The sequence below is a fragment of the Bacillus sp. NP247 genome, from assembly GCF_018966865.1.
Taxonomy (GTDB): domain Bacteria; phylum Bacillota; class Bacilli; order Bacillales; family Bacillaceae_G; genus Bacillus_A.
Genome location: NZ_CP076653.1, coordinates 3,236,757 through 3,263,072, shown reverse-complemented (window position 1 = coordinate 3,263,072; position 26,316 = coordinate 3,236,757). Strand labels below are relative to the sequence as shown.

At 34.9% G+C, this 26,316-nt stretch carries 22 protein-coding genes; 7 read left to right on the top strand and 15 right to left on the bottom strand.

All coding sequences use genetic code 11. The annotated features are described in order from the left end of the window. Positions 1-100 precede the first annotated feature (100 nt). Together KPL75_RS17065 and fdhF are read right to left on the bottom strand one after the other, a co-directional pair. On the bottom strand, positions 101-583 hold the full coding sequence (locus tag KPL75_RS17065; RefSeq protein ID WP_219917086.1) for a helical membrane plugin domain-containing protein: 483 nt from the start codon (positions 581-583) through the stop codon (positions 101-103). 12 nt (positions 584-595) lie between these two features. Next, positions 596-3,538: a formate dehydrogenase subunit alpha gene (gene fdhF, locus KPL75_RS17060; RefSeq protein WP_219917085.1), complete on the bottom strand. Its 2,943-nt coding sequence runs from the start codon at positions 3,536-3,538 to the stop codon at positions 596-598. A 298-nt stretch (positions 3,539-3,836) separates the two neighbouring features. Between fdhF and fdhD the strand changes: the two genes are divergently transcribed. Both fdhD and KPL75_RS17050 read left to right on the top strand, forming a co-directional pair. Next, positions 3,837-4,643 (top strand): formate dehydrogenase accessory sulfurtransferase FdhD, encoded by an 807-nt coding sequence (fdhD, locus tag KPL75_RS17055; RefSeq protein WP_219917084.1) that lies wholly within the window; start codon positions 3,837-3,839, stop codon positions 4,641-4,643. 238 nt (positions 4,644-4,881) lie between these two features. After that, positions 4,882-5,388: a GNAT family N-acetyltransferase gene (locus tag KPL75_RS17050; protein ID WP_219917083.1), complete on the top strand. Its 507-nt coding sequence runs from the start codon at positions 4,882-4,884 to the stop codon at positions 5,386-5,388. Between the two features lie 314 nt (positions 5,389-5,702). On the opposite strand, the gene KPL75_RS27440 is transcribed toward KPL75_RS17050, so the two are convergent. After that, positions 5,703-5,825: a hypothetical protein gene (locus tag KPL75_RS27440; protein WP_002010441.1), complete on the bottom strand. Its 123-nt coding sequence runs from the start codon at positions 5,823-5,825 to the stop codon at positions 5,703-5,705. A 332-nt stretch (positions 5,826-6,157) separates the two neighbouring features. Between KPL75_RS27440 and KPL75_RS17045 the strand changes: the two genes are divergently transcribed. The 3 genes from KPL75_RS17045 (at position 6,158) to KPL75_RS17035 (ending at position 9,073) form a co-directional block, all read left to right on the top strand. After that, the gene (locus KPL75_RS17045; RefSeq protein WP_002063734.1) at positions 6,158-6,829 is read left to right on the top strand and encodes a response regulator transcription factor; all 672 of its coding nucleotides are present in this window, start codon (positions 6,158-6,160) and stop codon (positions 6,827-6,829) included. A gap of 139 nt (positions 6,830-6,968) precedes the next feature. Next, the gene (locus KPL75_RS17040; protein WP_002063733.1) at positions 6,969-8,414 is read left to right on the top strand and encodes a HAMP domain-containing sensor histidine kinase; all 1,446 of its coding nucleotides are present in this window, start codon (positions 6,969-6,971) and stop codon (positions 8,412-8,414) included. A gap of 146 nt (positions 8,415-8,560) precedes the next feature. Then, positions 8,561-9,073: a GNAT family N-acetyltransferase gene (locus KPL75_RS17035; protein WP_000351210.1), complete on the top strand. Its 513-nt coding sequence runs from the start codon at positions 8,561-8,563 to the stop codon at positions 9,071-9,073. Between the two features lie 34 nt (positions 9,074-9,107). Here the strand turns inward: KPL75_RS17035 and KPL75_RS17030 are convergent, their stop codons facing one another. Continuing rightward, positions 9,108-10,508 carry a MocR-like pyridoxine biosynthesis transcription factor PdxR gene (locus KPL75_RS17030; protein ID WP_219917082.1) on the bottom strand — a complete coding sequence of 467 codons (1,401 nt, stop codon included), beginning with the start codon at positions 10,506-10,508 and terminating at the stop codon, positions 9,108-9,110. Positions 10,509-10,628: 120 nt separating this feature from the next. On the opposite strand from KPL75_RS17030, the gene KPL75_RS17025 reads away from it, so the two are divergent. Both KPL75_RS17025 and KPL75_RS17020 read left to right on the top strand, forming a co-directional pair. Continuing rightward, positions 10,629-11,555, top strand: a complete 927-nt coding sequence (locus tag KPL75_RS17025) for a DMT family transporter (RefSeq protein WP_219917081.1) — start codon at positions 10,629-10,631, stop codon at positions 11,553-11,555. Positions 11,556-11,670: 115 nt separating this feature from the next. Next, complete coding sequence (locus tag KPL75_RS17020) at positions 11,671-12,195, top strand: DUF4871 domain-containing protein (protein WP_219917080.1); 525 nt, start codon at positions 11,671-11,673, stop codon at positions 12,193-12,195. 276 nt (positions 12,196-12,471) lie between these two features. On the opposite strand, the gene KPL75_RS17015 is transcribed toward KPL75_RS17020, so the two are convergent. The 11 genes from KPL75_RS17015 to KPL75_RS16965 all read right to left on the bottom strand — a co-directional run bounded on the left by KPL75_RS17015 (position 12,472) and on the right by KPL75_RS16965 (position 26,313). Further along, positions 12,472-13,671 (bottom strand): NAD(P)-dependent malic enzyme, encoded by a 1,200-nt coding sequence (locus tag KPL75_RS17015; protein ID WP_219917079.1) that lies wholly within the window; start codon positions 13,669-13,671, stop codon positions 12,472-12,474. Between the two features lie 59 nt (positions 13,672-13,730). Continuing rightward, the gene (locus tag KPL75_RS17010) at positions 13,731-15,077 is read right to left on the bottom strand and encodes a 2-hydroxycarboxylate transporter family protein (RefSeq protein WP_219917078.1); all 1,347 of its coding nucleotides are present in this window, start codon (positions 15,075-15,077) and stop codon (positions 13,731-13,733) included. A 122-nt stretch (positions 15,078-15,199) separates the two neighbouring features. After that, positions 15,200-15,907: a response regulator gene (locus KPL75_RS17005; protein ID WP_219917077.1), complete on the bottom strand. Its 708-nt coding sequence runs from the start codon at positions 15,905-15,907 to the stop codon at positions 15,200-15,202. Next, entirely contained in the window at positions 15,904-17,508 is a 1,605-nt protein-coding gene (locus tag KPL75_RS17000; RefSeq protein ID WP_219917076.1) for a sensor histidine kinase, read from the bottom strand. Before KPL75_RS17000 ends, KPL75_RS17005 begins: the two co-directional genes overlap by 4 nt. Before the next feature lie 78 nt (positions 17,509-17,586). Continuing rightward, entirely contained in the window at positions 17,587-19,428 is a 1,842-nt protein-coding gene (locus tag KPL75_RS16995; protein ID WP_375141032.1) for a methyl-accepting chemotaxis protein, read from the bottom strand. Positions 19,429-19,860: 432 nt separating this feature from the next. Further along, a complete protein-coding gene (locus KPL75_RS16990; protein ID WP_219917074.1) occupies positions 19,861-20,610 on the bottom strand; it encodes a C39 family peptidase in 750 nt (249 codons plus the stop codon). Positions 20,611-20,623: 13 nt separating this feature from the next. Further along, complete coding sequence (locus tag KPL75_RS16985) at positions 20,624-21,445, bottom strand: transporter (RefSeq protein ID WP_219917073.1); 822 nt, start codon at positions 21,443-21,445, stop codon at positions 20,624-20,626. A 235-nt stretch (positions 21,446-21,680) separates the two neighbouring features. Then, positions 21,681-22,916: a sensor histidine kinase gene (locus tag KPL75_RS16980; protein WP_219917072.1), complete on the bottom strand. Its 1,236-nt coding sequence runs from the start codon at positions 22,914-22,916 to the stop codon at positions 21,681-21,683. An 11-nt stretch (positions 22,917-22,927) separates the two neighbouring features. After that, positions 22,928-23,599, bottom strand: coding sequence for a response regulator transcription factor (locus KPL75_RS16975; RefSeq protein WP_219917071.1), 672 nt, complete (start codon positions 23,597-23,599; stop codon positions 22,928-22,930). 213 nt (positions 23,600-23,812) lie between these two features. Beyond that, positions 23,813-24,517, bottom strand: coding sequence for a metallophosphoesterase family protein (locus KPL75_RS16970; protein WP_219917070.1), 705 nt, complete (start codon positions 24,515-24,517; stop codon positions 23,813-23,815). A 419-nt stretch (positions 24,518-24,936) separates the two neighbouring features. Further along, positions 24,937-26,313, bottom strand: a complete 1,377-nt coding sequence (locus tag KPL75_RS16965; protein WP_219917069.1) for an ABC transporter substrate-binding protein — start codon at positions 26,311-26,313, stop codon at positions 24,937-24,939. Positions 26,314-26,316 lie beyond the last annotated feature (3 nt).

Genomic DNA, 26,316 nt, shown 5'->3' with positions numbered 1-26,316 from the left:
TCTTTTTAATAATAATAATAATATATTCCGCTTAACATGAACACTCTTATACATACAATGAAAAAAGTGATGGCTAATCCCATCACTTTTTTCACTCACTCTATTTTTTCTCTAGTCCTTGTCCAAATGCTTTTAAGAAACTAAAACCGAATGTAATCGCCCTGTTGATATCTGGATCTTTTAATACCTTAAAGAAATCCATCACTTTTGTTTTCTTTCCGTTTTTCAGCTCATCCGTTGCAAATTGTAATCCAGTGACTAAACTAGATGTTATTTGTTTCGTTATTTCTGGGTCCACTGAAGATAATGCCTCTCCTGCCCCCATCATATTGTTTAATGCGTTTTTTACTGGTTCACGATTTAATTGCTCCACAGCGATTTTCGAAACATCTTCTTTCGCAGCAAGTAAGCTAATTGCTGCATCTAAAATCCCAGCTTTTTGCAACTGTCCTAATAGCTGCATCGTCTCTTCTATTGCTTCTCTATTTTCAGCTAGCTCATTTAACAGTTCATCTGTTACTTGCTGTTTCTTTTCTTCTTCTGTTACAATCTTCTTTTTAATTAAAGTAATCTCTTTTGCCATTATCTCCGCCCCCTAATTCTGGTCCACAAGTGATACGTATTGTTTTCTTTGCCACTTTTGCTCGATTTCAACACCATTTCGCGGATGACGTTTTTTATCTCTCGGGTTTGAAGATGGTAACGGACGATTTCCTTTTTCACGTAATACGCGCAGTTTCACCATTGTTTGTTTATAAGCTGGTGTACACGTATAAATGTCTGTTGCTGTTCCTGTTAAAATATTAATTGCCTCTTCATTTACTGTCGCATGCATCGGCAAATATAACTCATTTCCAGTTACACGATCTGTAACAAGCGCTTGTACTTTAATCTTTCCAAATGGTGATGCTAACTCTACAAGACCACCATCTTTCACATTGCGTTCTTTAGCAAGTTCAGGTGAAATTTCAACAAATACTTCAGACACTTTAGATAAAATGCCAGCCGACTTATTCGTCATATTCCCTTCATGGAAATGCTCTAGCATACGGCCATTATTTAATAGTAAATCATACTCATCTGGTGCTACAACTGGCGGAATCCATTCATCCAGTGATAAACGTGCTAGTTTGTCTGGGAAGTTAAATCCATCTACATATAATAGCGGTGTGTCACTACCATCATGGCTACCCCAACATAAACTATTCCAGCCTTCTAAACGGTCATACGTTGCTTGTGAGTATAACGGGGCAAGTGATGCAATTTCATCCATAATTTCACTTGGACTTCCATAATCCCAGTCTCCGCCCAATGCACGAGCTACTTTTTGTAAAATCCACCAATCTGGCTTAGAATCACCAAGTGGCTTCAATACTTCATACAATCTTTGAATACGGCGCTCTGTATTTGTAAATGTTCCTTCTTTTTCTAAGCTTGGTGCTGCCGGTAAAATAACATCGGCAAAACGAGCTGTTTTCGATAAGAACATATCTTGAACAACAAGGAAGTCTAAATTCGCTAAAATATGTTGTACATGGTTGGCATTTGAATCTACTAAAGCCATTTCTTCTCCCATAACATACATACCACGCAATTTTCCTTCTTCGGCCGCAAGTAACATTGCGATATTATTTAATCCCGGTTCTTTCGGAATGGTAGTACCGTATTCTTTTTCAAATTTCGCACGATGCACATCATCCGAAACCGCTTGATAACCTGGAAGCCAGTTCGGTAATGTTGCCATATCACAAGCACCTTGTACGTTATTATGTCCGCGTAACGGATATGCACCTGCACCAGGACGACGATAGTTGCCCGTAACAAGCAGTAAATTTGAAATTGCAGCTGACGTTGTACTTCCTCCTGTATTTTGAGTTACACCCATTCCCCAAAGTACACAAGTACCATCTGCTTCATATACCATACGAGCCATCTCTTTAAGATTATCTTTAGAAATCCCTGTAATTTTCTCAGTATAATCAAGCGTATACTTTTCTAGCATTTTGCTATATTCATCAAAATTCTTTACATTTTCAGCTATGAACTTTTTATCATGCCAATCTTGATCAATAATATATTTCGTAATACCAGCAAGCCATACATAATCTGTCCCTTGACTCGGGTGAACAAATATATCAGCACGTTCCGCCATTTCATGTTTACGAAGGTCTGCGACAATTAGTTTTTGTTCATGTAATTTATGAGCACGTTTCACTCTAGTTGCAAGTACAGGATGTCCTTCTGTTGGATTCGCACCAACAACAATAACAAGACCTGCTTCAGCGATATCTTTCACTGTTCCAGCATCCCCGCCCATACCGACAGTTTTAAATAAACCGTCTGTTGCTGGAGATTGACAATAACGGGAACAGTTGTCTACATTATTCGTTCCATATATTTGACGAGCTAGTTTTTGCATAAGATAATTTTCTTCATTCGTTACTTTCGAAGAAGAAATGAACCCAAATGCATCGCTGCCGTATTCTGATTTAATATGCTGCATATTAGATGCAACAACTTCAAGAGCCTCTTCCCATGAAGCCTCAACAAACATATCTCCTTGGCGGATTAATGGCTTTGTAATACGATCTTCACTGTTCACAAAATCCCAGCCAAATTTACCTTTTACACATGTGGAAATACCATTAACCGGTGCATCTGAAACAGGTTGCACTTTCAAAATTTGACGATCTTTCGTCCATACTTCAAATGAACAACCTACACCACAAAATGTACAAACTGTTTTTGTTTTATTAACTTTCGTCTTACGCATCGCAGCCTCTACTTCTGAAACCGCTAAAATACTGCTATATCCAGGTTCTACATCTTTTACAAAATCAATCATTGGATCCAACACATCTGGTTTTAATCCTGTCATAAATCCTGCTTCACCCAGCATTGTTTTTTCCATTAACGCATTACACGGACATACTGTTACACATTGCCCACAACTCACACAAGATGAGTCATTTATACTTACACCATTGTCCCAAATAACACGTGGACGGTCTAAACTCCAATCGATTGATAACGTTTCATTCACTTGTAAATTTTGACATACTTCTACACACTGTCCACAAGCAATACATTGATTTGGATCGTATCGATAGAATGGATGCGACGTATCCACTTCGCATGCACTTACTTTCGGTTCATACGGATATTTCTGTTCTTCAATCTCCATCATATGTACTGTATTATGGACTTTACAGTTACCATTATTGTTATCACATACTGTACAATACAATAAATGATTCTCTAATATTCGATCCATCGCCTCAGTCTGCGCCTCTTTAGCACGCTGCGATTGTCTTTCAATATGCATACCATTCTCTAGCTTCGTTGAACAAGCACGCATTAACTTCCCATCTACTTCTACAATACATGTATCACAGGTTTGAATAGGGTCTACCTCTGGTACATGACAAATTTGAGGATGTTCTAAATTACTTTCATTAAATAATTGGAGTATCGTCTTTTCACCCGATGCAAAAAGTTCTTTACCATCAACGGTTACACGGACTGTCTGTTCTGTCATAGTTTCCCCTCTCCTTACAACTCACTGTACAATACGATTATGAATCCGTTTTCAAAAACGTATTTCTGTACATATTTTTGAAACGCTCTGTTGAAATACTTTTCTTATGAAGTCGATTCTCGATGTTATAAGGTATAGCTACGCAAGCTTGAAAATGTCACTATTCTACTAATCTATTATATCGTACATATACAATAATAACCAAAATAATCTGCCATCTTTCTGATAGTAGATGCTTTTATTTTTCCGATGTTTTATGATAAATATGGGGAAAAATACATATAAAGGGGAATTTAATATGGGGCCTACTCAAGAAACGTATACAATTGTACGCTATCAATCCGGTACATTTTCAAAACAAACTGATGATGTTGTGACAGAATTTCCTATTACAATTAAGTTGAATAGCGAAGAATACGTAACAGTTGTATGTACTCCTAATTACATTGAAGATATGGTAATTGGTTTTTTAATTTCTGAAGGAATTCTTTCTTCTTATAAAGATATTGAGGAATTATGGGTCCAAAGGGAAAACGGAATTGCCCATGTAAAATCATCAAAAATTAATCCACTCTATCAAACTTTATATAATAAAAGATACGTAACTTCTTGCTGCGGGAAAGGTAGACAAGGTTTTGTTTTCGTCAACGATGCAGCAAAAGCAAAAAAGTTACATGATGTACATATAACTATTACTCCCGAAGAATGTTTTCACCTAATGACTTCCTTACAACAATCTTCAACTACATTTCGCCAAACGGGTGGTGTGCATAATACCGCTCTATGTGATCGAAATAACATTCTTTTATCAAGAATGGATATTGGAAGACATAATGCGCTAGATAAAATATACGGTCATTGCTTACGAAACAATATCTCTGTTCAAGGGAAAATCATTGCGTTTAGCGGACGCATCTCATCTGAAATTTTGTTAAAGGTTTCAAAAATCGGTTGCGAAATCGTCCTATCTAAATCAGCTCCAACTAAGCTAGCATTGCAACTCGCTCACGATTTAGGCATTACCGTAGTAGGATTCATTCGAAATGAATCTTGCAATATTTATACACATCCAGAGCGAATCGATGGTTATCAATCGAATAACTAAAAAATATCTTCTCAATCGAGGAGGTATTTTTTAGTTATAAAAATGTAATATATATAACACTTGAATAGTTAATAAAGTTAATATATAATTTCATTACATAAATAAAATGAAAACATAGTAGCATAGATCTTTTCATTCTTTTACAAATTAAGAAAGAATAGTCACAGAATACATTTAACTAAACTTAATTTTACAAAGTTAATGAATTAAATTTGAATCAATCTAGGAGGTTACAACTATGGAAATTCGCTTATTATCAACAGAGGACGCAGAAATTTATTTGAAAGTTTGTATGGAAGGTTTAACGAAAAACCCTGAGGCTTTTAGCTCTTCTTATGAAGATGTTCTTAAACATGAAAACCCTGTCGCTGCCATGGCAAAGCGATTAAGCAATCCGGATAAGTATACTCTAGGTGTCTTCAAAGATAATGATTTAGTTGGCATTGCTACTTTAGAAACAAAGCCATTTATTAAGCAAGAACATAAGGCAAAAATCGGCTCCGTTTTTGTTTCTCCAAAAGCGCGTGGCCTCGGTGCAGGACGAGCTTTAATTAAAGCGATTATTGAAAATGCCGATAAATTACATGTAGAACAGCTCATGCTTGATGTTGTTGCTGATAACACTGCTGCAAAAAAATTATATGAGTCCCTCGGCTTCCAAACTTACGGCGTGCAAGAACGGTCCTTAAAACATAATGGCCAATATTGGGACGAAGAGCATATGGTTTTATTCTTAAATAATTAACATTTTAATATACTTTTTCAAAAGCATCTTCTTATTAATTAAGATGCTTTTTCATTACAACAATGTAATCTTCATGTCACCTTTATCGATCGTACCAATCCTTTCCATTCACTATACTAAAAATATAAAATGAACGAACAGCATTCAATTGATATGTAGAGGAGAATGTGACATGAAACAAAACAAACGAGCTATGTTTTTAATATTTGCTACAGCAATTGTAACTTCTGGACTGGCAATTCTACCTTGGTTTATTATATAGAACACATTAAAAAAGCTTATTGCTTCTTAAGAAGCAATAAGCTTTTTTTCTATTATAAAATCCCGAAAAATTTATTTACACAACTTATCATAATAAGCATAGATACCGCAACACACATTACAATCGCATTACGATCTTGCTTTTCTTTTTGTAAAAGTTCTACTTTTTTACTCATGTGTACAATCCCCTTTATATTAAAAAAAGTGTGAGATAGGAAATTTTTCTTATCCGATGCGAGGTGAATACGAAAATCCTCTCTATCTCACATACACAATAGAATGGAATTGTCATTTTATAAATAAAATGACATGACGTTATGTCGCAACATAGGGTATTTGTGTCGCTACGTTTTCTATTATAAAAAATAGTTGTGCAAAACTAGTGCATTTTTTATGTCAATTGCCCTGATTGAAAAATCAGCCATCCATTCAATCACATAAAAAGAGTTTTTTATTATTTTCATGTAAACTATACAAGTAGAATGAATAGTTTGGGGTGCACAAGATTATGGTGAAAATTTTATTAGTAGACGATGAAGAACGTATGTTACGATTATTAGATCTGTTCTTAAGCCCTCGTGGCTATTTTTGTATGAAAGCTACTTCTGGCCTTGAAGCGCTAGAATTAATCGAACAAAAGGACTTCGATATTATTTTATTAGATGTTATGATGCCGAATATGGATGGATGGGATACTTGCTATCAAATCCGTCAAATTTCCAACGTTCCAATTATTATGCTAACAGCTCGCAACCAAAATTATGATATGGTCAAAGGCCTGACCATGGGAGCAGATGACTATATTACAAAACCATTCGATGAACATGTATTAGTCGCGCGAATCGAGGCTATATTACGTCGTACAAAGAAAGATAGCTTTGTTAGCTTCAATGGTATTGAGTGGGATAAAACGAAACATACTGTTACAGTTTATAATGAAAAAATCTCACTAACTCCTATTGAATTTTCGTTACTCGGACTATTTTTACAAAATACAAACCGTGCCTACAGCCGAGACGATTTAATCGAAAAGATTTGGGGCTATCAAACAGACATCGAATACAGAACTATCGATTCACATATTCGTAATATACGAGATAAGTTACGCAAAAAAGGATTTCCAGTTGAAGATTACTTAGAAACTGTCTATAAAGTCGGATATAAATGGAAAAATGAATAATTACTTCGGTCAGTGGACAATAGTATACCACTGACCCTTTATCCTGCATTAATGGGCAATAAGGCTCCAATTAATGTGGGATAATAATCCGTGAAATCTCCAAAGTTTCACTTTATATAAAATAAGGTATGGTGAGAAAATGAGTAAACTTTCCCTTAAAATTGGGACATACTTTTTAATATTAGCTTTATGTATTGAAACAATTGCTTTCGTATCTTTTTATAAAAGCCTTTCAAAAATGCGGGTTGAAGAGGAAACAGTTGCTCTATTAGAGAAAGGCAATCGGTATCGTGACAAAATTGTAAACCGTGCAAAATGGAATGAGCATTCTAAACAAAAACCAAACACCGAACGTCCTAAACGCCCTTGGTATCAAGAGTTCACTATCGAGCATGCAGCTGAAGAATTAATTGGCTCAGAATTAATTGCTAATACCGATATCACTATCATTATAACTGACAATAACGGCAAAATCATTTCCACCTCAGAACCCGTAACGAAAGAAATGCAAAAACAACTTACTTGTAAAACGGAAACTATTCCTAAAAGCGGGTTGATTGTAGAAAAAAACTGGAAAAAATCGAAATTCATCTCAACAGTAAGCCCACTTGAAATAGATGGATTTCAAGGTAACTTACATATGTTATTAAAGACATCTTTCTTAGAAAATATGTTACTTAAACTCATGAATCAATTTATTATCATTAGTATTTTGACAATTATTTTAACAACTATTTCTGTCTTTGTTTTTTCTCGGGTTATTACAGAACCTCTTATAAAAATGAAAAGAGCTACTGAAAAAATGTCCAAATTGAACAAGCCAATTCAATTAGGAATTAAACGAAATGATGAACTTGGAAGCTTAGCAAAAACTATTGAAGATTTATCTAGTGAACTTACGTATATGAAAAAAGAACGAAATGAATTCCTCGCTAGTGTCGCTCACGAATTATTAACTCCATTAACCTATATGAAAGGTTATGCGAAAGTGGCAAAGAGAGATTCTTTAACGAAGGAAGAACGTGAAGAGTATTTACAAATCATCGAGGATGAAACCGATAGTGTAACTGATCTCGTACAAGATTTATTTATGCTCGTACAATTAGAGCAACATCAATTCGTTATTAAAAAACAAAAAATGCTCCTGAGGCCATTTTTAGAACGAATGGTTGAAAAAACAAAAACAACATTAACGAACAAACAAATGCAACTATATATATACTGCAAAGATGATTTAGAAGTTTGTATAGACGAAAGACGTATGGAACAAGTACTGTTAAATTTATTGCACAACGCTTATCAACATTCACCAGAAAACACTTCTATAACAATACGTGTACTATCGAGTACGAATACTTTTACAATAAGTGTACAAGATGAAGGTGAAGGTATTCCTGAAGAAGATATCCCACATGTTTTCGATCGCTTTTACCGTGTCGATAAATCCAGAACACGAGCTACAGGAGGAAAAGGTATCGGACTGGCTGTTGCAAAAGAAATTGTAGAACTTCATAATGGTTCTATTGAAGTTAACAGCGAATTAGAAGTCGGAACAGAATTTATAATTGAATTACCATTTGAATAATATATGCGTGAAATCACCAGTAGTAGTCAACACTACTGGTGCTATTTTATTTATAAAACCAGCTCATATAAGCTAAGCTTTTGAAATTATTCTTATTTCAATATAAAATATAGGTATAACTGTCAAAGATTTGGAGGGTGATATAATTGGATATCCATGTATTAACAAAAGACGAAGCAGAAATTTACTTAGAACTTCGAGTAGAAGGATTAAAACAAAACCCGGAAGCTTTCAGCTCTTCTTATGAAGATATTATTAATAAAGAGTGTGCTATTGAATATAAAGCCCAAAAATTAGCACAAGATGAGAACTATACACTAGGTGCATTTAAAGATGGAGAATTAATCGGAGTTGCAACACTGGAAACGAAACCATATGTAAAACAAGAACATAAAGCGAAAATTGGTTCAGTATACGTGTCTCCAAAAGCACGCGGACTTGGAGCGGGAAAAGCACTTATTAAAGAATGCCTTGAGCTTGCTAAATCTTTAGAAGTAGAGCAAGTTATGCTTGATGTTGTTGTCGGAAACGATGGTGCAAAAAAACTTTATGAGTCATTAGGATTTAAAACATTTGGTGTGCAAGAACGCTCATTAAAATATAACGGACAATATTGGGATGAAGAGCATATGGTTCTTTTCCTAGATGAAGAAAAATAATAAAAAAACATCCTCCATTTATGAGGATGTTTTTTTACTTTTTTGTAAACCATGCTGTATATAATAATTGAATGGCCTCTTCAATTTCTTCCTCTAATAAAGTCGCAAATCCAAGTAATACTGTACTTTTGGGAGAAGTCCCTTCCTTATAATACATCGAAACAGGATACACTTTAATACTCCTTTCAGCTGCAGTTTCCATTAATTCTTTCTCTTCCATCCCATTATGCACTCTTAATAAAATATGTAGGCCGGAATCTTCCCCTATTACTTCAATGCGACTAGAAAAATATTTTTCTATTACCGAAACAAGACGGTCTCTCTTCTTTCGGTACACAACACGCATTTTATGAATATGCTTTTCCCAATGCCCGTCATTTAAAAATTTCCTAATGATCTCTTGATCCATTCTTGAAACGCTTTGTGTGTAAAATAAATATTGCTCCTGATACTGCTTAATGAGCTGTTTTGGCAACACCATATAACTCATCCGTAATGATGGCAATAACGCTTTAGACAGCGTCCCCATATAAATTACTTTCCCATCTCTATCTAACCCTTGCAGCGCTGGAATCGGCTTTCCTGAATAGCGGAATTCACTATCATAATCATCTTCAATAATATATCTTCCTTCTTCTTTTTTCGCCCATTGCAAAAGCTGCATTCTTCTCGTAATTGGCATAATCATCCCGCAAGGAAACTGATGCGAGGGTGTAACAAATACAACATTTGCATGGCTATCGGCTAACTGTGACATACAAATTCCATCTCTATCTAAAGATAACATTTGTACATTTTGTTCCCCTTGCTCAAAAACAACCATTTTCCGATGGTACCCAGGATTCTCAACCGCATAACGACTTCCCTTTAACAACTGAAATAACATTTTTACTAATATTTGCGTACCCGCTCCTATTACAATTTGACTAGCTACGCATCGTACACCTCTAGATTCATACAAATAGCTCGCAATCTCTTCTCTTAAACTTACCTCCCCTTGCGGATGTCCAATAAAGAGTAACTCTTTATTTTCAAATTGCCATACCTCGTTCGTAATTTTTCGATATACATGAAACGGAAAAGTATTAGTATCCACACCCGTTTGAGTGAAATCAAATTTATACTCCTTATCTTGAAAAGGCGCTTCTCCTATTACCTCTTCGCTGCCTTCCACATGAATCATTTGCTCGATTTCACATACAAAATAACCTTTTCTGGAAATCGACTCAATATATCCTTCGGCAAGAAGTTGCTCATAAGCAGCTTCAACTGTATTTTTACTCACTTGTAAATATGTCGCCAGCTTCCTCTTAGCCGGTAATTTCGTAAAGGCCGGAATCGTTCCATCTTTAATCTCTTTTTTTATATACTCATACAATTGCACATACAATGCCGTTTTACTATTTGCATTCAAATTAGGCGTTAGTTCTAACACAACATCTGACCCCTCTCAAAAACACATAACTGATACTTTTTACAGTACCAGAAGTTCTATATAATTCCTTTTATCATGTAACACATTAATAATCAAATACTAGAGAGGAGATGCATGATAATGAACAATGGTAGACGCCTTGGACTTATGATGATTATTACAGGAGCTATCCTATGGGGATTATCTGGTCCCATGATTCAGTGGCTATTTCAACATACTAACGTATCATCACTTGATTTTTTAACAATTCGCCTGTTACTCGCAGGAATATTCATTTTATCTTTCTTGCTTATTAAAAACCAAAACATATTTCACATTTGGAAACATCCTAAACACTTTATACAACTTATAATTTTCTCTATTCTTGGTATGCTTGGTGCGCAGTACGCTTTTATCGAAACAGTTCATATTAGTAATGCCGTAACGGCAACACTATTTCAATTTCTAGGTCCTGTTCTTATTACCATTTACGTTGCGTTTGAGCAAAAGAAATTCCCTGCTTCTATGCAAATACTCGCAATTATAACTGCACTAACAGGGACATACTTTATTATTACAAATGGCTCAATTGAAAATATTGTTTTATCTAAAGCAGCTATTATTTTTGGACTATTAACAGCGATTGGTTTTGCGTTTTATACCCTTCATCCGGCTTCTCTTATTAAAGAATGTGGAACAACTATAGTAATTGGCTGGGGGATGTTAATTGGAGGAATTACACTGCTTATTTGTAATCGTTCTTTTGGATTGAATCAGATTTCGCAAACGTTCACACTTCAAACTTTTTCTATGTTTATTCTTATCATTATAAGTGGCACTCTTTCTTTCCTTCTTTATATCGGGAGTCTTAAATATTTAGCAGCAACAGAAACAAGTATTTTATCTAGCATTGAACCACTTGTAGCTGCCATCGTTTCAATTGCTTGGCTTAATGAATCTTTTGGAGCATATCAATTATTAGGTGGAGTATGTATCGTTCTTTCTGTTATTTTCTTAACAATGCCTCAAAAAGAGAGAGAACCAACCTTTTCAACTGAACAAATATAGAAAATGTCAAAAGAGGTCGTACAAAACTTACGACCTCTTTTTATGATTTAAAGGAATTGTCCCGCCTGCTAGCAAATACAATTACACTAACAATAAAAATTAGGAGTGTGGCACCATGAAAAAAATCGGAACTATGCTACTTTTCTCCTTCCTTATTACTGGCTGCGCGCAAGTGCAGCCAGATTCAAATGTACCTAAAAAAGAAGTACTAGAAACGTCATCCTCTCAAATTAACGCACCTTCCTTTTTTCATCTTAGTGTTTTAAAAGATGTAAATTGGGAAGAAGCTCCATCATTCGTAGAAGGAAAAATACCGTTAAAAGGCATCGAAGGAAAAATCGCAATGGCTGATACCCCTATTATCGCAAATGAACAAAATGAACTAATGTGGTTCTTTCTAGACCATGAAATGCCCACTGGAAAATTATCCATTATTGCGCTAAAACAAGGAACTGTAACTCCAACACCAGTACTCTTTCAAAAAGAAACTTCCAAACAAGACTGGACTACTTCAAATACAATCGATTCTACTACAAACGAACTCCCTCTCACCATGTCACTACCTTCATCTGGATTATGGGTATTAAATATATATGTGAATGAGAAATATTATGATCAGTTTGTAATCAATGCTGTGTAAAGTAACAATAGTAAAGCACTCCCTTACAACAATGGAATTTCTACATCGCGTACTTCGATAGTTAGATTATCTCTCTTCTCCTATACTTAAAGTAAGGAATGAGGCGAGATAGTGATAGAAATGATCGTAGCGGTAACTGAGATTTTCGTAAATGGTAAACAAGTTGCAATGGAATTAAACAAATAGTGAAGAAACATAAATAATTCTGCACTTCTTCATTATTTTGATTTCTTATCTCAAAAAAAGCAGTGCCTTTTTAGGCACTGCTTTTAACTATTAGTAACTTGGCATTTTCGTAATTTGCGCCACACCTGAATCAATGGCTGCTTTCGCTACTGCTTCTGCAACACTTGGAACAACTCTTTTATCTAATGGATTTGGAATTACATAATTCGCACTACGCTCTTCATCCGTAATTATGTTAGCGATCCCATATGCTGCCGCTAATTTCATCTCTTCTGTAATATCAGTCGCGCGCACATCTAATGCACCACGGAATATTCCAGGGAACGCTAATACATTATTTACTTGATTTGAATAATCAGAACGACCAGTTCCAACTACAACAGCTCCAGCTGCTAATGCATCTTCTGGGAATATTTCTGGAATTGGATTCGCCATTGCAAACACAATCGCTTTCTCATTCATCGTCTGTACAAGCTCTTTCGTTAATACGTTAGGAGCAGATACGCCAATAAAGATATCTGCCTGATGAATTGCTTCTTTTAACGTTCCACGTACGTAGTCTCGATTTGTCTTCTTTGAAACTTCGATTTGCGCTTCGTTCATCCACGTTTCACCTTCACAAACAATACCTTCTAAGCTAACTAACGTAATGTGCTTTGCGCCAGCTTTTAATAATAATTTTCCAATTGCAATTCCTGCCGAACCCGCACCGTTAATAACAATTTTCACATTATCCATTTGTTTACTTACGACTTTTAGTGCATTAATTACAGCTGCTAAAACGACAATAGCAGTTCCATGTTGATCATCATGGAATACAGGAATATTCGTTTCTTCTTTTAATCGTCTTTCAATTTCAAAGCACCGTGGTGCTGCAATATCTTCTAAATTGATACCTGCAAATGTAGGCTCTAAATTTTTTACAAGGGTAACGATTTCATCTACATCCGTCGTCCCTAAACATAACGGAAAAGCATCTACATTCGCAAACTTCTTAAATAAAATACTTTTCCCTTCCATAACAGGCATAGCCGCTTTCGGTCCAATATTCCCTAAACCAAGTACTGCTGTTCCATCTGAAACAACTGCCACCATGTTCCCTCTTGCTGTATAGTCATAAGCTGTTTCCTCATCTGCTGCAATTGCTTTGCAAGACTCCGCTACACCTGGTGTATAAGTCAGGCTTAAATCATCCGCTGTATTTACTTCTACCTTACTTGTAATCTCAATTTTCCCTACTAACTCTTTATGCAATAACAATGATCTTTCATTAATTTGATTTTCTAACATACTTATAATCTCCCCTTAATTTGACAAGCTAGCTATATGAATATAGCTAGCTTGTTTGATCATGAAAACATTGTTAATAAGATTGTCGCTGTTACAACCATTGCTGCCCCGCCTAAACGCGTCGAAATTTGCGCGAACGGCATTAATTCCATACGATTTGAAGCTGATAAAATAGCAACATCTCCAGTTCCACCTAAACCACTATGACATCCAGTTACAATCGCTGATTCAACTGGATACATTTTCATCACTTTTCCTATAAGAAAACCTGATGCTACCATTGTAAGAACAACCGATGCACAAACAACAACATACCCGACAGAAAGAACTGCTGCTACGTCTTTTAACGGAATATATAGCAATCCTAAACCGACCATTAATGGCCAAGTTAAATTCTTCGAAATAAATTTATACAAATGGAATGCTCCTTGCTCCATTTTTGCTGGCATTAGATTAAAGTACTTCACAATTGCCGCTGAAAAAATCATAATGATTGCTCCTGGAATACCGATAAAGTTAGAAGCAAATCCTCCGAAAATAAAGAATGTGCATGCAATCAATAACCCTGCTCCCATTAATGAGAAATCAATTGGCTTCTCTGTATTTTGCTCTTTTAATAACTCTGCTTGATTATCTGTTTTTACTAATACACCATTCCCACTAAGCTCAGGTCTCTTCTCACCTAAACGCTTCATATACCCTGCACTCACGATTGCAAACATATTCCCAATAATAGCTGCTGGAATAAGCTGTGATACGAATGTTGCTGATGATTCATTTAAAATGTCACTGTACGCTAATGACAATGGTAAAATCCCTTCTCCAATACCACCGCTCACAATTGGTACGATAATAAAGAAGAATGTATGCTTCATTTCAAACCCGAATAGTGAACCGACCAATAATCCTACTGCTACAGAAGCTAGCGTCCCTACTACTAAAGGAATAAACATACGAACGAAACCTTGTACTAACACTTTACGGTTCATTCCTAAAATACTTCCAACTACTAAACAAGAAATATATAAATATAAAAAGTTCGATTTTTTCATTAACATAGTCGCAGCTTCCATTGAAGCTGGATTCATCCAGTTAAAAAATACAAGTAACGATGGAATAAATAATGAGAGAATTGCTGGACCACCGATATTTTTTAAAATTGGAATTCTCATTCCAATGTCACCTAAGAAAATACCCATGATCATAATAACTGCAAAACCACCAATCATATCTGCTGGTAATTTATTATATACAGATGCCCCATAAATAATAGCAGCCAATACTACATATAACGGTAAAGGTATAACACCGATTTTAACGTTCATAATTTTAGAAGCGAAAGATTCTCTTTGTACTTCATTTCCTTCAGATAATGATACCGCTTCCACATTCTTTTGAATTCCCATATGGCACCTCCTTGTTTTCTTAATAACAATATTAAAACGCTTTCAATAGTAAAAATAGTTTTTGTAAGTTTTGTAATTGGTTTTGTAATTAAAAAAAGTATAAGCGACTTATAATAAGTCGCTTATACGTAAAACTCTATTTTATTTTGATCAACACATCTTAATTTACTTACAGGTCTTCCCACATGCTGGTACACCATTTCGTTTTCTAACACTCCAATTTCAGTCAAAAACATTACATACTTCCGAATAGAAACTCTTGAAATCCCTACTAATTGTGCCATTTCATCTGTTGTAAATGCTCGTCCATTCAGCGACTCGATCTTCTGCCAAATTAATTGCAACGTTTGCTTCGTTAATCCTTTCGGGAGCTCTTTAGTGACAGTAGGCTCTCTTTTTTCTTTTTGTAAAATTAACGAATCTAATTCCAATTGACTAATGTTTTGTTGTTCTTTCATGAAAGTAAGTTTTTCTCTATATATAGTTAATGCCTCTTTAAATCGTTCAAATGTAAATGGTTTAATTAAATAATCTACAACCCCGTATTGTAATGCTTTTTTAATACTCCCCATATCATGTACAGCTGAAATCATCATAATATCGATTTCTTTTTCTTGATTCCGAATATACATTAAAAGCTCAAACCCAGTCTCTTCAGGCATAAAAATATCAAGTAATACTAAATCTACTCGTGATCTCTCTAATACTTCTATCGCCGGTTTAACTGAGTTAACTGCTTGAACAAGTTCAAATCCTCCTACTTGCTCTAAATAATGTGTATTTAACATTGCTACCATCGGGTCATCTTCTACAATTAAAACTTTAATCATATTTGCTTCTCATCCCTACCTTTAGGTATTTCAATTGTTATCGTTGTTCCCTCTCCTAATAAGGAGGAAATGTGAATCTCCCCATTTATTCGCTGTATACTTTCTTTTACAAGATACAAACCATAACCGCGATTATCCCCTTTTGTGGAATAACCTTTTGTAAATAATGCATCCACTTCGTCTTCTTCTATACCTTTCCCCGTATCTTGCACTGTAATAATTAATGTATTCTGATATTGTACCCCAATTTCAACTTGTTTCTTTTTGCAATTCATCACTGCCTCTAATGCATTATCTATTAAATTCCCTACAATCGTAATAAGTTCATGAGTAATACTTTCATCATATATTTCCGGCAAGTAAGAATCTTCACTTATAATTAACTTTATATTTTTCTCCCTAGCATAGCTAAGTTTACCTAGTAAAAAACCAGCAAATACTGGACTTTTTATTCTTTTCATAACCCCACCAATTTCATATTGATGCTCTGATACCATGCCGCTTATATACTTTTGTAATTCTTCATATTGTTTCATATGTGTAAGCCCTAATACGACATGCATCTTATTCATAAACTCATGAGATTGTGCCCGTAATGCTTCCGCATATAACTTAATACCAGTTAGTTCCTCTGCTAGTTTTCTAATTTCTGTTTTATCACGAAATGTTGCAATCGCGCCAACTATTTCTCCTTTTACATATAAAGGAACACGATTCGTCACAATCGTAATTCCGTAAATATTTTGTTCTTCGTTTAATTGTACCTCTCCCGTTTGCAACACTTCTTTTATACGCGAATTTGGCATATACAGCTCAACATCTTTACCAATAAAATCTTCTTCCAGTCCACTTTTTTTAAATAGCCGTTTCGCCTCATTATTAATTAACGTTACTCTCGCCTCTTTATCTACAGCGATAATACCTTCCTTTACAGATTGTAACATCGTATTTCTTTCTTCAAGAATTTTCGCTATCCTGTGCGGCTCAAGACCGAATAAGCTTTTCTTTATATGCCTAGCTAGCAATATTGCTCCTATAATTCCGACTAGTACTCCAACCCCGACACCAATATAAATAATATGTCTACTTTCCTTAACTCTTTCCTTTACATTATCTGCTGAAATGCCGACAGCCACCGCTCCAATTTGTTCACCTGTTTCAGAAAATATTGGTACAAATACTCGCATTGAAATACCTAAAGTTCCTTCTGCTAGCGATACATGTTCCTCCCCTTTCAATGCAGGTCCTTCATCTCCCCCAATAAAATGATGACCTATTTTTTGAGGATTTGGATGAGATTTTCTTATTCCATCCATATCCATAACTACAATAAATTGAACACCTGTATTTTTTAATATCCTATTTGTATACGTTTGGATTGCTGAAGTATCTGCTTTCCCAATCAAACCATTGATTACAACTGAATCATTCGCCACAATGTGTGCAATCGTTTTTGCTTTCTCTGCCTGACTATCCTCCGTTGTCCGCTCTACATTATGACTAATTAATATATCTGTCACAAGTAAAGAAAAAATTACAACTGTACAAACTAACAATGTAATCGTTTTCCATAAATTCCATAGTCTTTTTCTTTTTTTCATCCCGTTAATGACTCCCCTAATTGCTGAATAGAAAAATAAGTAAGGTGATATTATTTTCACCTTACTTATTTGCTGTTATTATACTTTAAATTTACTAGTCATTGCTTGTAGTTCTTCTGCCATCTCAGCTAAGTTTTGCGAAGCCGAACTAATTTCTTCCATCGAATTCACTTGTTCTTCTGTTGAAGCCGCAACACTTTGCATACTAGCTGTATTTTCTTCTGCCGCCGCTGCAATTTCATCAATAGCATTTGTCACTTCATTTGCATCTCCAGCGATTTTCTTCGTTGTTTCTACCATTTGATTAACTTGAGAAACAATATGAGTAGTAGAACTTGAAATTTCTGCAAAACTTACTTTCGTTTTGGTTACAACTTCTAAGCCCTGTTGAACTTCCACACTCACATTATCCATCGCCTTAACAGTATGTTCAATATCAGCCTTAATTTCTGCAATTAAATTTGCAATCTCTCCAGATGATTCTCCTGATTGCTCTGCTAATTTTCTAACCTCATCTGCTACAATAGCAAATCCTCGTCCCTGCTCACCTGCTCTTGCTGCCTCAATAGCCGCATTTAAAGCTAATAAGTTCGTTTGAGTAGCAATGTTTTGAATTGCTTCAGAAATAGCCCCTACTTGCTTTGATTTCTCATCAAGAAGTTTAATAATAGCATCTGACTGAGATACCGACCTAGAAATAGACTGCATTTGTTTTGCGGTTTGTTCAACTAAATCTTCTCCCTCTTCAGCTCTTTCTCGCGCATGTAATGAGGAAATAGAAATTGACTCCGCGCTTCCAGTTACATCTTGAATTGCTGTATTTACTTGTTGTAATGTAGCGGCGCCTTCTTCAACACCTTGGCTTTGTGATTCAGCCCCGCCTGATACTTGTTCCATTGCAATTGTAATTTGATCTGTCGCATCATTCGCTTGCTGTACGCTCGCTGTTAACTCTTCTGCCGATGCTGCAACATGTTCTGCTGAAAAGCTAATTTGGGTAATCACATCTTGTAAAGACGTAGACATTTCATTAAATGAATTCCCTAATTTCCCTATATCATCCTTGGAATGGATTGTAATTGTTTCTGTTAAATCTCCCTTACTAATTTTATGTGCCGATTCTGCTATTTTTCGTAATGGCCTTGTAATAGAATTTGTAATGAAATAAATTAATACACTACCAAATGCAATAGCGATAGCTATGACAATCAAAGTCTTATAAAACACTGGACTGGCAGCTTGCATAATTTCTTCGTCAAACATAACTCCGACTATTTTCCATCCTGTTTTCTCATTTGTTGCAAAGATTAAATTCTTTTTATCATCTTGTTCTGTATAAGACACATTTCCTTGTTTGTCTTCATAAATTGGTTTAATCCAAGGATCAGTAACCTTTGAACCTGGCTTTCTAGACGGATGACTAACAATTTGCTTATTTTGATCTAAAATAACTGCATAGCCTTTTTCACCAATGTTAATCATTTTTGAAACCTTTAGGATGTTATCCAAATTCAAGTTAATGCCTATAACACCTTTACCATCTTTTACTTCTTTAGCAATTGTCACTACCATATTTTTTGTAGATGCTGATTGATACGGTGCAGTAACAATTACCTTTCCTTTATTTTCATGCGCTTCTTTATACCATGATCTATCTGTTGGATTATAGCCATCAGACATTTGAATAAATGGTTCTCTTATAAACTTCCCCGTCTGCGTTCCAATATAAATACCTTCTACTTCTGGATGAAGCTTTATATATTGTGCTAACTTTGTTCTTACTATTTCTTCTTGTCCATTTGGATATGTATCCTCTGTTAAGATGTCTGCAAAGTACGTCGCATCAACAAATTTCTCTTCTATATTTTGAGAAATAACAGTATTTAAAACTGAAATATTCTCCTTTGCTTTATCTGTCATTTGATGTTCAAAATTTGTTTTGGCAGTTTGATATGAAACACCACCGATAATAAGTCCTGGTATAGTTAAAATAATAAAAAATGAAATGATTAATTTTTTCTTGATACTCATACATTTAACCCAGTTAAATATGTTTTGCATAATAATCCTCCTTTATGTAATAGAACACTTGTGTAATTTTATACAATCAACATATATAAAACAATATATAATGATAAAATGTATTTTTTTCGTCAATTATGCATTTTTACATATCCACTTCTCCTAAACATTTTAATCATAAAAAATAAGAGAACTTTAGCATATATAATAAGCTAAAGTTCTCTTATTTCTTAACAGCTTCTCTTCAAAAAAACTGCAAAACTTCTCTTACAATTCCTTAAATCTTTATCCTTCACCCTATAGTTAATAGCTCATGCTCTCCTTCCTAATTTATTTGGAGTTATTTATATAGCTAATTGCCTGACTCCCCATCTGCACCCATGCCTGTTCAAAGTTTCCTCTTGGCACTTTTACATCTAAGCTATCATCGAGGGGATCTCGAATATATACAGATTCCTTATCGTACCCAACAAGTACAACACAATGTTCATTATACGTAATAAAAACATCCCCACTATTTGTTTCCCATGTAGTAAATTCATCTTCATCTAAAGGAGCATATGTTGCATTCGAAATCATGACTACCGGTTGCCCTGCTTTTACACTCTTATACATTTCTTCTATACTCTTTCCTGTTAAATCCACAGCTTCATTCGGTAAATATTTTTTCGCTAATTGAAAAAGTGGTCCATGATATACACCGTATCCCGATTCAGAAAACGTATAAATGTTCCCAACAAATCCTTCATTCGGATTTCCTCTTACACCATCGTCTAAAAAATTAACTTTTTTTATTTCATTTGCTAATTTCATCTTATCTACTGAAACGCCTGCGTATTGTAACATCATCGCTAAGCTTGTCACTTCACAACCTCTATCTAGCTCTGGCAATTGCTGAATTAAAGGTACATTTGATAAGATGACCTTTTCATCGTTATTACTAAACTCCGTTCGTTTTCCGCTTTGTATATTGAAGAATGTTAACTTCTCTACATACTTTGTAATTCCATTTGTATATACACTCCATACTGCTATACTAAGTAAAGCTATACATATATACCACTTCAGTTTCCTTATCAATCTCACGCCCTTTTTAGTTCGTTAAATAAGAATAAAAAGCGTCAGCATCCGTTCGAATCATCGGTACAAAATTTAATTCTTTTCCTTTTTCAGGCTGATTTTTTTTTATTTTTTCTGTTAACTCTTGAATGTTCATATTCATTTTGTCCATATTTAGCTCATCTGCCATTTGTAATACTTTTTGTTCATTAATTTCTCTTAATACTTGATATATATCTTTACCGTACAAATCAATATGATATTTTTTTGCTTCTTCCTGTACTTTTTGTTCGTACACTTCTTGCGCTAACTCTTCTATCTCTTTTCCTTTTTGTGAAATACCTAGCTTTCCTGCTTCTTCTCTTACTTTCGTTCCGTAGATTTCTTCTGCAATGTCTTCTATTTCTTTTCCATTTGTCGAAATATCTAATTTATCCGCTTCATCATTAATTTTAATCGTATTAATTTGAGTAATTAAATTCACAATCGATGTATTCTCTATAGATATGCCCAGCTTTAACGCTTCTTGCTTTACTTTTGTTTCATAGATTTCTTCTGAAAGAGTTCCAACATCTTTTCCTTCCGTCGAAATCCCTAACTGTTCTGCTTCTCTTCCTACTTCCGTTTCATGAATTTCTTTTTCTAGCGTAATTTGTTCTTTCCCTTCCGTTTCAATTCCTAATTTCTCTGCTTTCTCTTCTGTATTTATTGCATGGACCTTTCCATTGTTTAATTGCTCTTTACTGCGCTGCGCGTAATCTGTCTTTTCTTTTGGTGCTTCAAAAGGAGAGGCCCCCCCTAATATACTAAAACTCATTACTCCAATAGTGAATACCGTCATCATTTTCTTTTGCAAAATTAATTCCTCCCTCTTACACTTTCTTTTCCATCATTCCCATAATTTTTTTAATACTATACATACATCTCATCGCTGCTCGAGATAACATTATGATCGATAAAATACACTCACATACACCTCTATAATCGCTTCTTCATGTAACGAACTTTCTTTATGCAATACATAATATAAACAGTTCCTTAACTTTCCCTTAAAAAAAGACGACCTTGTAAAAACAAGATCGTCTTCTCATTTATATTTTTTGGTTTTTAGGGAAAATCACTTCAAAACAGGTACCCTCTCCCCATTTGCTCTCTACTGATATTTTTCCGTAATGCTTTTCTACAATCCAATTTGCAATTGAAAGACCTAATCCCGCGCCCTCTGATGTACTTCTCGCTTTATCCCCTTGATAAAAACGATCAAATAATTTGGGAATATCCGCTTCTTTCACTCCTATACCATCATCTTTCACCTGTATACGAATTGAACTGCTCGTTTGCGTGCAATCGATTTGAATATGCCCGCCTTCATTCGTATACTTCATCGCATTATCTAATAGTATGACCATCATTTGATGGACTCTCTCTCTATCCCCGATAAACGATATGTCACGTTCTACTTTTAATATCATCTCTTTTTCTTGATAAGAAGCAATTTCTTTATATGGATCTACGATTTCTTCCAACAATTTATCCATTTCAAATGTTTTCTTGTCCATCTCAATTTGATTAGAATCAGAACGTGCTAGCAATAATAAGTTGCTAACGAGTTTCGATAACCGCCTACATTCCTTTGAAATTGTAGAGATATCCATCGCCTTTTCCTCTACCGTAGCGGATGGTGACTGAAATAACACATCCGTTTTTGATTGAATAACTGCAAGTGGCGTTCTTAATTCATGCGATGCATCGGAAACGAACTGCTGCTGTTTCTCCCATGAATTTTGAATAGGTATGAGTGCTCTACCAGCTAGGAAAAAGCCGATTCCTATTGCACATAGGCTTCCTACGCTACAACCTATAACGAGAATTAAAAATAAAGTATTTAGCATTCCTTCTTCAGCTGTTGTATCTCGCACGATTTGCACTATTTCTCCATCTTTTTGAAGCGAAAATGCTCTAAAATATCGTCCTTGTACTTCAATATCTTGCAAATCTTCTAACTTTTTTGGAGAAAACTTTTCCAAATTCTCTTCAAAAATAGAACGAAATTTACGGTTATCGCCCTCTATTTTCACTATTTTCCCATTCCAAGTTATTCTAGTTACCCGCGGATCTCCAATTTGGATATTCTCCATGCGTTTTCTTGGTGGTATTTTAACATCTAGTTTTTCTCTATACTGAGCCATCATTTTTATAGATTGATCCACTTCATTATAAATACGCTTATATGTGTACGAATAAACAATACTACCTAACACTCCTATTAATAGGATAAATACTAATGAGTTCACTATAGTCAAACGAATGCGTGTTTTTTGAAACATACTTCCTTTTTTCATTGTTCTTTTAATATATATCCAATACCACGAACAGTTTGAATATCTTTCTGATAACCGAATGGCTCTAATTTTTTACGTAAATGATGCACATACACTTCTACAATCGCTACTGTCGTATCTGAATCAAATCCCCAAACACGATCAAAAATTTGTTCACGCATTAAAATCTTCCCGCTATTTTGAACAAGATACTCTAAAAGTTCATACTGTTTTAATGTGAGCTTAATATCTTGTCCATCTACTTGAACATCTTTATCTTTTCCAAACAATTCAATTCCTTTATATCGAATTGTCTGCTTTGTTGTTAAACTACCACTTCTGCGTAGTAAAGCACGAATTCTCGCCTTTAGTTCTGGTGCTTGAAACGGCTTTACGATATAGTCGTCTCCGCCAAAATCCAATCCTTTCACTCGATCTTCTAAAGAATCTCTCGCTGTTAAAAATAGGACTGGCGTTTCAATCTTTTCATCACGTATTTTTTGGATAACTTCAAATCCATCCATTTCTGGCATCATGACATCAAGTAATATTGCATCATATATATTTTGTAATGCTAAAAATAAACCGTCTTCCCCATTCATTGCCGTGTCCACTTCAAATTCATCACGTAAAATTTGGACAATAGACTCTAATAAAGAAGCATTGTCTTCTACTACTAATAGGCGCATTAGCCGTTCACACCTTCCACAATATATTTCAATTCTCTTTTTCTTTTATTATTACATTACTTCTCATAATAGCAAAAGAAAGCAATCACATAATGCGAATACTTTCTTTTGCTATATAAGTGTTTGAATTGGATATGGTTTTAAGACTTTATTATGAAAGCTATTTCTTAACTTCTCCTTAATAAAAGAATGAAAGAGATAAATTTATCTCTTTCATTCTTTTACTACATATACCTTTTTACTCGGCAACTCCAAACAATTTAACTGACCACCATACACAGCACCGCCATCAATTCCTATAATACGATTACTACCAAAATATACTCCGCAATCATCATTACCATGAAGCGTTTTTGTTTCCGTATGTCCAAAGACAACAACCTTTTCACCACTATACTCGCTATGAAATTCATTACGTATCCACATTAAATTATATGGTTCACACTCAGAAACTCGTTTCATCGGCTCAACACCAGCATGTACAAATATATACTCTTCTGTTTCAATGTAATGATCTAATTCTTGAATAAACTTTACATGTTCTTCTAATACATGAGATTGTAAAATCGGCTTTTGGAAGTCTTCCTCATTAATCGCAATATCTTCTTCTAGGAATCCATAGCTATATAATGTTTTATCGCCACCATTTCTTTTTACCCAATGATTCCATGAACGTTCCTCATCTGTCGTTAACGCTTTAATCATCATATCTTCATGATTTCCCTTTAAAACGAAGGCTCCCTCTTCTTTTAACCTTTTCACCTTTTCAATGACAGCACGTGAATTTGAACCACGATCTACATAATCCCCAATTAATATTAGTTGATCCTGTTTTGCATCGTATTGAGTTTTTTCCAATAACTGTTCGAATTTCTCTATTTCTCCGTGAATATCACTAATAACAAGTATTCTCTTCATTTCTTCCCCCTTCTTTCTAAACCATTCTCTTTCTAATTATAGAATAAAACAACAGAAATTTCTGAATACTAATCCGAGATAGTATTTATTACAAATAAAACTATTATCCTTACAACAATGTAATCCCCTTGTCATCCAATTCGATAGTTGTAATTACTGCATTTTCTTATACTAAAAATAAGAAATGGAACAAAAAAAAGGAGAGATGAGATATGAAAAAAGTGATGGAAATTGTAGTAGCGGTGGCAGAGGTTTTCGTAAATGGTAAACAAGTTGCAATGGAATTAAACAAATAATGAGAAGGACAAAATTCATTCTAGACTCTTTACTCATATAAAAAAGATAAGAGTTCATCATTTCTTTGATCCCTTATCTCCCTGTAAAGAAAGCCGTATCCTTCTTAAGGATACGGCTTTCTTTTATTTTTGACTTGTACGAGCTGAAATACTAATCGCTCTATCTGTTGCTTTTGCAGCTTCATCTAACGCTTCTTTACTATTCTTTCCATCATACATTGCTTCTAATGCTTTTACAACTGCATCTCGTGATTCTGGGAATACACTACTTAATGCCCCTTGCGTTGCTGTAGATTGCTTCGTTACTTGCAGTTGATCTACTGTTACTTTTAGCTGTGGATACTTTTCATATTGTTCTTTTACTAACGGCTCATTATATGCCTCTGGATTAATTGAGAAATATCCTGTTGCTGTATGCCATTTTGCTTGTACGTCTGGTTTCGTTAAATATTTCATAAAGTCCCAAGCACCTTGCTGTGTTTCTTCTGAAACCATATTCGTCATCCATAATGATGCACCGCCAATGACAACACCATTTTGTTTCGAATCTTCTGGATATGGAATATACGAAACGCCTACATTAAACTTCGATGCATCAATTAAATCACGAACACCAGCTGAAGAATCTAAATACATAGCAACTTGTCCAGACTGGAACGCTGCACGAATATCATCCCAGCTTGCCCCGTACTTTCCTAGTGCACCAGCTTTATTCAATTCATCTAACATCCCAAATACTTTTTGACCTTCTTTTCCGTTAAATACCGCTTTCGTTGCTGCATCTTTACGCCCATTCTCTTTATCTACATATAGACCGCCCTGTGTCGCTAATAATTCTTCAAAAAACCAACCATAGTTCAGCATAGAGAATCCATATTGTTTTACATTTCCGCCTTCTTTTATCGTTAACTTTTTCGCTGCTTCTTTTAATTCCGCATATGTTTTCGGAGCTTTCTCTGGATCTAATCCGGCCTTTGCGAAGGCATCTTTATTATAAATTAATACTGGTGTAGATGAATTAAATGGCATAGAATACATTTTTCCATCAACTGAATAATAATTCGTAATTGCTTTTTCTAATTTTGATGTATCGTACTTATCTTTTTTAATCCAGTTATCAATAGGTGTAATCTTTTTGCTATCAATCATATATTTTGTTGTAATTTCACTTGATTGAACAAGAGCTGGCGCTTCTTTCGTTGCAGACATCGTTTTAAACTTCGTTAAAGACTCTTCGTATGTTCCTTGAAACTCTGCCTTTATCTCGTATTTATTCTGCGACTTATTATAGTCTGCAACAAGCTCATCTAGCACACCTTGTGTTTTTCCACCCATCGCATGCCAAAAGCGAATTACAGTTTTATCACCATTTTTTTCAACATGGGCTACTTTTGCCTGTGCTTCAGATTTCCCCTCTGTTTTACTACTTGAACAAGCTGCTCCGGTTAATGCCACTGTGGCTGCCATTAAAAGAGCAGTACCTTTTTTCAATAAACTCATCTC

Coding starts and splice junctions, on each gene's coding strand:
- KPL75_RS17065 (WP_219917086.1), bottom strand. CDS start 583: ATGGCAAAAGAGATTACTTTAATTAAAAAGAAGATTGTAACAGAAGAA.
- fdhF (WP_219917085.1), bottom strand. CDS start 3,538: ATGACAGAACAGACAGTCCGTGTAACCGTTGATGGTAAAGAACTTTTT.
- fdhD (WP_219917084.1), top strand. CDS start 3,837: ATGGGGCCTACTCAAGAAACGTATACAATTGTACGCTATCAATCCGGT.
- KPL75_RS17050 (WP_219917083.1), top strand. CDS start 4,882: ATGGAAATTCGCTTATTATCAACAGAGGACGCAGAAATTTATTTGAAA.
- KPL75_RS27440 (WP_002010441.1), bottom strand. CDS start 5,825: ATGAGTAAAAAAGTAGAACTTTTACAAAAAGAAAAGCAAGATCGTAAT.
- KPL75_RS17045 (WP_002063734.1), top strand. CDS start 6,158: ATGGTGAAAATTTTATTAGTAGACGATGAAGAACGTATGTTACGATTA.
- KPL75_RS17040 (WP_002063733.1), top strand. CDS start 6,969: ATGAGTAAACTTTCCCTTAAAATTGGGACATACTTTTTAATATTAGCT.
- KPL75_RS17025 (WP_219917081.1), top strand. CDS start 10,629: ATGAACAATGGTAGACGCCTTGGACTTATGATGATTATTACAGGAGCT.
- KPL75_RS17020 (WP_219917080.1), top strand. CDS start 11,671: ATGAAAAAAATCGGAACTATGCTACTTTTCTCCTTCCTTATTACTGGC.
- KPL75_RS17015 (WP_219917079.1), bottom strand. CDS start 13,671: ATGTTAGAAAATCAAATTAATGAAAGATCATTGTTATTGCATAAAGAG.
- KPL75_RS17010 (WP_219917078.1), bottom strand. CDS start 15,077: ATGGGAATTCAAAAGAATGTGGAAGCGGTATCATTATCTGAAGGAAAT.
- KPL75_RS17005 (WP_219917077.1), bottom strand. CDS start 15,907: ATGATTAAAGTTTTAATTGTAGAAGATGACCCGATGGTAGCAATGTTA.
- KPL75_RS17000 (WP_219917076.1), bottom strand. CDS start 17,508: ATGAAAAAAAGAAAAAGACTATGGAATTTATGGAAAACGATTACATTG.
- KPL75_RS16995 (WP_375141032.1), bottom strand. CDS start 19,428: ATGACAGATAAAGCAAAGGAGAATATTTCAGTTTTAAATACTGTTATT.
- KPL75_RS16980 (WP_219917072.1), bottom strand. CDS start 22,916: ATGTTTCAAAAAACACGCATTCGTTTGACTATAGTGAACTCATTAGTA.
- KPL75_RS16975 (WP_219917071.1), bottom strand. CDS start 23,599: ATGCGCCTATTAGTAGTAGAAGACAATGCTTCTTTATTAGAGTCTATT.
- KPL75_RS16970 (WP_219917070.1), bottom strand. CDS start 24,517: ATGAAGAGAATACTTGTTATTAGTGATATTCACGGAGAAATAGAGAAA.
- KPL75_RS16965 (WP_219917069.1), bottom strand. CDS start 26,313: ATGAGTTTATTGAAAAAAGGTACTGCTCTTTTAATGGCAGCCACAGTG.